Source organism: Bartonella sp. AD328YNZD (genome assembly GCF_042196425.1).
This window is the reverse complement of record NZ_JBHIQG010000002.1, coordinates 1-7,777: the sequence shown is the minus strand read 5'-3', so window position 1 is coordinate 7,777 and position 7,777 is coordinate 1. Positions and strand designations below refer to the sequence as shown.

Below are 7,777 nucleotides of genomic sequence, written 5' to 3'. Positions count from 1 at the left end.
AAATCTAGAAGTGGTTCTTTGCCAATTTTTTGTAAAAGTTTACGATGGACTTTTTCAGAAGAAACATGTCCAACGAGAGTATGATCAAGAGCTTTTGGATGCATTTTATAAAGGACCGCTGCCGCTGCTGTTGCCACAAAACCATCTAAAATAACGGGTATCTTTTCCATTCTTGCCGCCAAAATAGCACCAACCATAGCAGCAATTTCACGTCCTCCTAAGCGACGCATTATCTCAAAAGGATCATTTAAATGCTCCTTATGCAAGGAAACTGCTGCCTTAACCGCTGCTATTTTACGCTGATAAAAATCACCCTCCGATTCCATATCATGTCCTGTCCACTCTTCAACGTCTCCACCAAACAATGCTAAACATAAAGCTGAAGCTATTGTTGTGTTTCCAATTCCCATTTCACCAATACATAAAAGATCTGTTCCACCAGCAATGGATTCCATTCCAAATGCCATTGTAGCAGCTGCACTTCTCTCGTCCATTGCAGCATCCTTGGTAATATTCATTGTTGGATATTCCAATGCTAAATCAAAAATTTTTAATCCCAGATCATAAGCGATACAAATTTGGTTGATAGCAGCACCGCCAGATGCAAAATTTTGTACCATTTTTTGTGTCATAGATTGTGGAAATGGTGTAATATTCTCCTCTACAATACCATGGTTTCCAGAAAAAATAGCAACCAAAGGTCGCGTTACTATAGGTTTTTCTGTACCTCTCCACCCCGCGTACCAAACAGCAATATCTCCTAGTTTTCCCAATGTTCCTTGCTCTTTTGTTAAGTTTTTTTGCCGTTTTTTTGCCAAAATTATAGAAAACTCATCAGCAACAGGTAAATTTGTAAACAAAGCACGAAAATCATCAAATGGACTAGCGATCATAAGGATACCTTTTAAAATCTACAATGTTTATGAAAATCACGTCATATATACAGGATATGAATAATTTATTGTTTTTTTAACAGTGCTTTAAAAATGTTAAATACTATGAAAGCAATAATTTCTACATTCTATTTTTTACCCCAATAACAAACGTGCAAGATTCAAAATGTTATTAATATCTTATGACTACCTTTACAGTGATACCCTTAAACTATTTTTTATTTAATAGGCATAATCAGCATGCCGTTTAATATATAAATTCTAACATTCTTATTCATAATAAAAGTTATAAACTTTCAAAAACTTATAAAATTAAAGGGATCAAAATTATCGCAAAGAAATCAAAACGCAAAGGATCTCAACTTCAATATATGTTAATTGTCTGACTGTTATTAAATGAGAGCATAAAAAGCTTCTTTTAAAGTACATATATCTGCGTTTGGTTTTATCGCATCATTTGATAGTATTTGCCGCCATCGACGTGCCCCACCCCGCCCATGAAATAAACCAATCATGTGACGCGTCACATGAGAAAGCCGTCCCCCCGATGCAATATGTCGAGCTGCATAATCACACATAACCTCAATAAGATCACTCTCACTTAGACTATTCTGCGACTCACCATAGAGTTCAAAATCAATATGTTTTAACAAAGTTGGATCATGATAAACTTGGCGACCAACCATGACAGCATCACAGAAAGTTAAGTGTTCTTTGATCTCATCAATCGATTTAATTCCACCATTTATCCCAATAAATTTATGAGGATATTGACGTTTTAATTTGTAAACCCTTTCATAATTAAGGGGCGGAATATTGCGATTTTCTTTCGGACTCAATCCTTGTAGCCATGCCTTGCGTGCATGGATCCAGAGCGCATCACATCCAGCATTCCAAACTTGATTAGCCAAAAGATCTAATGCTAATTCTTCATCTTGTTCGTCCACTCCAATCCGACATTTGACAGTTACAGGTATAGTAACCTCTTGTTTCATTGCTTCTACGGCATTTGCCACAATGTCTGGATGTAGCATCAAACAAGCTCCAAAGACACCTGCTTGAACACGATTTGATGGACAACCAACATTGAGATTTATTTCGTTATAGCCAAAATCCTCAGCAATTCGTGCAGCTTCTGCTAACTTTTTCGGATCTGCCCCCCCTAATTGTAATGCAACTGGACGTTCTTTGTCGCTAAAAGCCAACAGTTGTTCACGAACACCATGAATGACAGCATCTGCTACCATCATTTCCGTATAAAGGAGAGCTTTTTTCGTTAAAAGACGATAAAAAAACCTGCAATGTCGGTCTGTCCAGTCCAACATTGGTGCTACTGCAAATTTTATAGGCGATGGAAGGTTGTAAAATATCATGAGGGTATTACTCTCATGTCCCTATAGCCCTCTCTTTATACATAGAAAAATACTTACTTTTAGTTTACGGAAAATTTTATTCTCTTATACTATCATGAGTATAATAACAGCTCATTATTTTCAATTGATATCAAGGTTTACTACAATCAATCATGCCAAAACACAATATCGCATTTCTCATAGATTAGTGTTCAGGTATATAAACATGAAAAAAGAAGATTTTTACTATAATATAAAAAACTCATTTATAAGTTCTTCTTACGCTCTTCAAGTCTCTCCCCTTACATGATTTAGTACAGCGTTTAAGATAATAAATGCTAAACTAACACATTATACAATTTTTCATGATCGATTTAATTTTCTTTAGATTTTTTAACTCATTGTGCAAATAAACGCTAAAGAAAGTAGCTTTATCTTCTCCTAAAGAAGAAAAAACCTTATTTCATACGAATCTAATTATAAATCATTTTTTATCAATGAGTTCTTTTTGGTAATATTCTTAGATTTCACTTTATAAAATAGACAAATTTCATCTTAAATATTCTATCTAATTTTGCCATTTTGTGATTCTTGCAAAAAAAAACTAAAATCAGGGTATAGACAGCCATTGCCTTTTTAATATCTATAACTGATATCAGTATCTCTTGAAGGAAAATATTTACAATATTGCAGATAAAATCTGTAAAATGAAATGATCATAAACGTTGTTCAATCTCTTGTTGGCTTTGCATATAGGAAGAAAGAGTATCAACCTCTTGTTCATTAAATAGGAGCCCCAGTTTTGAACGACGCCATAACACATCTTCACATACTTTAGCCCATTCTTTTTCCATCAACCATTTTACTTCTACTTCATAAAGCCCATGTCCAAAATTTTTTCCTTTATTTGCCTTACCATGTGCAAAGATCAGCAATGCTTCTGTACCGTAGGAGCGTGCAAGCCTGCGATGTGTAAAAACATCTAAATCTGGCATTAAAAGAGCAATCCTATTTTCGATTGTATCTAATTTGTTATAGGGGAAATCTCCCCCTGGAAGTACTGCCTTAGCCGTCCATGATGCTCCCTTTTTACCAAGTGCTTTTTCAACAAATTTCATCGCATCTTCAGCTAACTTACGATAAGTTGTAATCTTTCCACCATAAAGATTAAGTATCTTTGGTGTCGTTCCTGTTCCCATTTCTTTTAAAACATAATCGCGCGTAATTTCTTGTGCTTTTGAAGCTCCATCATCATAGAGTGGACGAACTCCAGAGTAAGACCAGACAATCGTTTCAGGTAATACTGGTTGTATGAAATATTCACTGGCTGCTGCACAAATATAATCAATTTCTTTATCAGTAATATGAACGTCAGCCGGATCTCCTTGATAATTACAATCTGTTGTTCCAAGCAAGGTAAACTCTTCTTGATATGGAATAGCAAATATAATACGCCCATCACCATTTTGAAAAATATAAGCACGATCATGAGTATAAAGTTTGGGAACCAAAATATGAGAACCTCTAACAAGCCGTATTGGCGTATGTTCTTTACAGTCTAATACGCTTTCCAAAACATGATCAATCCAAGGTCCTGTCATATTCGCAACATAAGAAGCAGTGACATTATATTCTTTACCGCTTAACTTGTCTTGAAGAAAGATACGCCATTTTTTGTCTTCTCTTTTTAAAGATAGAACTTTTGTCCGTACTTTTATATCAGCTCCCCACTTTTCTGCATCACGAGCATTGGCAATGACTAAACGCGCATCATCTACTCTTGCATCAGAATATTCAAAACCTCTCTGATATTCTTTTTTCAGTGTAGAGCAAAACTTTTTTGAAAAATTAATCGTTTTACTGCGCCACAATTTCTGATTCCAGTTCCCTAAATAATCATAAATAAAAAGTCCAAAACGCAATATCCAAGCAGGACGCAATTCTTTATGATAAGGAAGAAGAAAACGTAAAGGACGTACAATATGTGGAGCTATACGTAAAATGATCTCGCGTTCTTTGAGTGCTTCACGAACAAGTTTGAACTCATAATGTTCAAGATAACGAAGACCACCGTGAATAAGTTTTGTTGATGCACTTGAAGTCCCTGATGCAAGATCTTTCATTTCAGCTAATCCTACTTTAAAACCGCGTCCAGCTGCATCTCTTGCCAATCCACACCCGTTTATCCCTCCCCCAATGATAAACAGTTCATAATGTGTTGTGGTTTTCATAATTTCACTTTTCATTATTTAATTTTGTTTCTCAGTCCTCAATAAAGCAACAGGAAAAAATAATACAAGTGTTCTTCATTGTATTATCAACGTACTTATTTCCTAAAATAAACACGCACAAAAAGCTTTTTATACCCTTATACATCAAAACAACATTTGACAAATTAAAGAGAGGATTTTTTATCCTGTAGGCAATATAATCTTTGCAAATGTACATCATATGAAAGCTTTTTAGAGAAAAATTAATGTTTTTTATCATTTGAGAATACATACTATAGCTAAATGCTTTATTGCACATAGAGAACGCTTTTCATATAGTTTACTCAATGACACAATAGAAAATGTAAAGGTATACAGATGACTCATCAACCTGAAAACTCGAAAATAACACTTGTTTCAAAAATTTTAGTCCCAGTTATGTTGAGTATTTTAACCTTTTTACCTTCTTTATCAAACGCAACATCACAGCAGACAGTAACCAATCATTTAAGCTTAGAAAAACTTAAAGCACAACTTTTAGAAGATTCTAGCTTTTTATCTAAGCTTAAAGAAAAAATGACACCGCATACTGATTCTCAGCATATTCAACAAATTGTTAGAGAGTATCTTCTTACTCATCCAGAAGTTTTGATTGAAATGCAGCTTATCCTTCAAGATAAGCTGGAAAAACAAAATGAAGACGAAAGTCAAAGCTCAATTATTCATTTATTAGAAAAGGAAATTTTTCACTCTCCTCATGACGCTGTTTTGGGGAATCCAAATGGTAAAAAAGTACTTGTTGATTTTTTTGATTACAATTGCAGATTTTGTAAAAGTGCCTATTCAGATATAGAAGACTTGATAAAAGAATATCCAGATCTACGGGTTATTATCAAGGATTTACCGATTTTGGGATCTGATTCTATGGCGGCTCATACCGTTGCTTACGCATTTCGAAAACAATTTCCAGAAAAATATCCTCAGTTTCATAAAAAGCTTTTAATGCATCAAGGGCGCGCAAATGAAGCTAAAGCTATAAAAATAGCTGTTTCATTAGGAGCAGATGAAAAAAAACTCCGTAATGCAATAAAAGACCCTAATCTGCAAAAAGCTTTTAAAGAAAATATTCACATTGCCTCTACACTTCATATTACGGGAACACCTTCTTATATCATTGGTAATAAAATATTCATCGGCGCAGCCAGACAAGACATTCTAAAACAAGCGATAGATAATACACAGTAAATACCCTATTCTATACCTGATTAGTTTTAGGAAGAATACTGTAAATGAGGTAATTTTATGCTTTCTCTTTTTTGACAACAGGCTTATAAATGCAATTTTGCGTAAAGCAGATACGAGTTTAAAATTGCAAAATATAATGAATTTAAAGGAAATAAATATCTTTAAAGCTTCAAAAGATATCATCCCTAATCTAGAGATATTCTGTCATAAAACGAAATAATGACGATCTTCATTGATCAAGGAGTTAGAAATAAAATGGCAACAAAAAAAATGGATTTGGCAAAATATACCGCAATTGATACGAACATTATTCGTGATCTTGCTGAAATTTTGAATGATACAAATTTAACGAACATTGAAGTTGAACAAGGGGAGCTTCGTATTTGTGTCTCACGCCAAAATACCTCAACTTCTTCCGAGCAAGCGATCTATGCTCCTGTTTCTACTCCTACTTTTTCTGTAACATCTTCTCCAGTTCCAACAGCTGAATCTCCTATACACTCTATCCAAGAAGATAAATCAAAAAACACAATAACCTCTCCAATGGTTGGAACAGCCTATCTTGCACCTTCACCAGGCGCACAACCTTTTGTAGAAGTAGGACAAAATGTTTCTGAAGGGGAGACATTACTTATTATTGAAGCCATGAAAACAATGAATCAAATTTCATCACCGCGCTCCGGTACGGTAACCACTGTTCTTGTCAAAGATGGTCAACCTGTTGAATTTGGTGAACCACTTATTATTGTTGAATAAAGCGAGGGGCAACCATGATTCGAAAAATCCTCATTGCTAATCGAGGAGAAATTGCTCTTCGCGTTTTACGTGCATGTAAAGAACTTGGCATAAAAACCGTGGCTGTTCACTCTACCGCTGATGCAGATGCAATGCATGTTCGTCTTGCTGACGAAAGTGTTTGTATTGGCCCTCCTCCTGCTCGCGATTCTTATTTGAGTATTCAGCAAATTATTGCTGCTTGTGAAATTACAGGAGCGGATGCTGTTCATCCAGGTTATGGCTTTCTTTCTGAAAATGCAAAATTTGCAGATGTTCTAGAAGCCCATGATATTACATTCATCGGTCCAACAGCTACTCATATCCGAATCATGGGCGATAAAATCGAAGCAAAGAAAACCGCCAAAAAACTTGGTATTCCTGTAGTTCCAGGTTCAGATGGAGCAGTCACTGAAGAATCAGATGCTTTACGCACTGCTCGTGAAATTGGTTATCCGGTTATTATAAAAGCTTCTGCCGGTGGTGGCGGACGTGGTATGAAAGTCGTTCATTCTGAACAAGAATTTTCTATAGCTCTCAAGACAACGCGTTCAGAAGCGAAAGCTGCTTTTGGTGATGACGCTGTTTACATAGAAAAATATTTAGAAAAACCCCGTCATATTGAAATTCAAGTCATAGGTGATGGTGCGGGAAATGCTATTCATTTAGGAGAACGCGATTGTTCACTTCAACGACGACATCAAAAAGTATGGGAAGAAGCTACGTCACCTGCACTTAATGAAACTGAACGGAAAAAAATTGGAAGTATTGTTGCAAATGCTTGTGCCCAACTTGGATATCGTGGAGCGGGTACTATTGAATTTCTTTATGAAAATGGCGAATTTTATTTTATTGAAATGAATACACGTTTACAAGTCGAGCATCCTGTAACTGAAGCAATTACAGGTATAGATTTAGTCCACGAACAAATCCATATTGCATCAGGCTGTAAACTTTCAGTGACACAAGATGAAGTCTGTTTTTCTGGTCATGCCATTGAATGCCGTATTAATGCAGAAGATCCCATTAATTTTACGCCATCACCTGGAACCATTACACATTTTCATACACCTGGAGGTTTAGGGATTCGTGTTGATTCAGGCGCTTATTCAGGTTATCGTATTCCTCCTTACTATGATAGCATGATTGGAAAGCTGATTGTTCATGGACGTACCCGTTTAGAATGTATGATGCGCTTACGGCGTGCTTTAGATGAATTTGTCGTCGATGGGATAAAAACTACACTACCTCTTTTTCGCGATCTTATTAATAATCAAGATGTTGCTGATGGTAATTATAATAT

6 protein-coding genes are annotated in these 7,777 nt (G+C 35.5%); 3 read left to right on the top strand and 3 right to left on the bottom strand.

The features are described 5' to 3' along the window. The 3 genes from ACFIO3_RS00185 to glpD form a co-directional block, all read right to left on the bottom strand. Positions 1-893: nicotinate-nucleotide--dimethylbenzimidazole phosphoribosyltransferase (locus ACFIO3_RS00185; protein ID WP_375703996.1), on the bottom strand; the 893-nt coding region annotated here is incomplete at its 3' end. A 392-nt stretch (positions 894-1,285) separates the two neighbouring features. After that, entirely contained in the window at positions 1,286-2,266 is a 981-nt protein-coding gene (gene dusA, locus ACFIO3_RS00180) for a tRNA dihydrouridine(20/20a) synthase DusA (protein WP_375606912.1), read from the bottom strand. Positions 2,267-2,961: 695 nt separating this feature from the next. Then, complete coding sequence (gene glpD, locus ACFIO3_RS00175) at positions 2,962-4,491, bottom strand: glycerol-3-phosphate dehydrogenase (protein ID WP_375606913.1); 1,530 nt, start codon at positions 4,489-4,491, stop codon at positions 2,962-2,964. A gap of 342 nt (positions 4,492-4,833) precedes the next feature. On the opposite strand from glpD, the gene ACFIO3_RS00170 reads away from it, so the two are divergent. From ACFIO3_RS00170 to accC, 3 genes are all read left to right on the top strand, one after another. Continuing rightward, on the top strand, positions 4,834-5,700 hold the full coding sequence (locus ACFIO3_RS00170; RefSeq protein ID WP_375606914.1) for a DsbA family protein: 867 nt from the start codon (positions 4,834-4,836) through the stop codon (positions 5,698-5,700). A gap of 255 nt (positions 5,701-5,955) precedes the next feature. Continuing rightward, positions 5,956-6,456: an acetyl-CoA carboxylase biotin carboxyl carrier protein gene (gene accB, locus ACFIO3_RS00165; RefSeq protein WP_375606915.1), complete on the top strand. Its 501-nt coding sequence runs from the start codon at positions 5,956-5,958 to the stop codon at positions 6,454-6,456. Positions 6,457-6,470: 14 nt separating this feature from the next. Next, a partial coding sequence (accC, locus tag ACFIO3_RS00160; RefSeq protein ID WP_375703995.1) for an acetyl-CoA carboxylase biotin carboxylase subunit occupies positions 6,471-7,777 on the top strand: 1,307 nt, incomplete at its 3' end.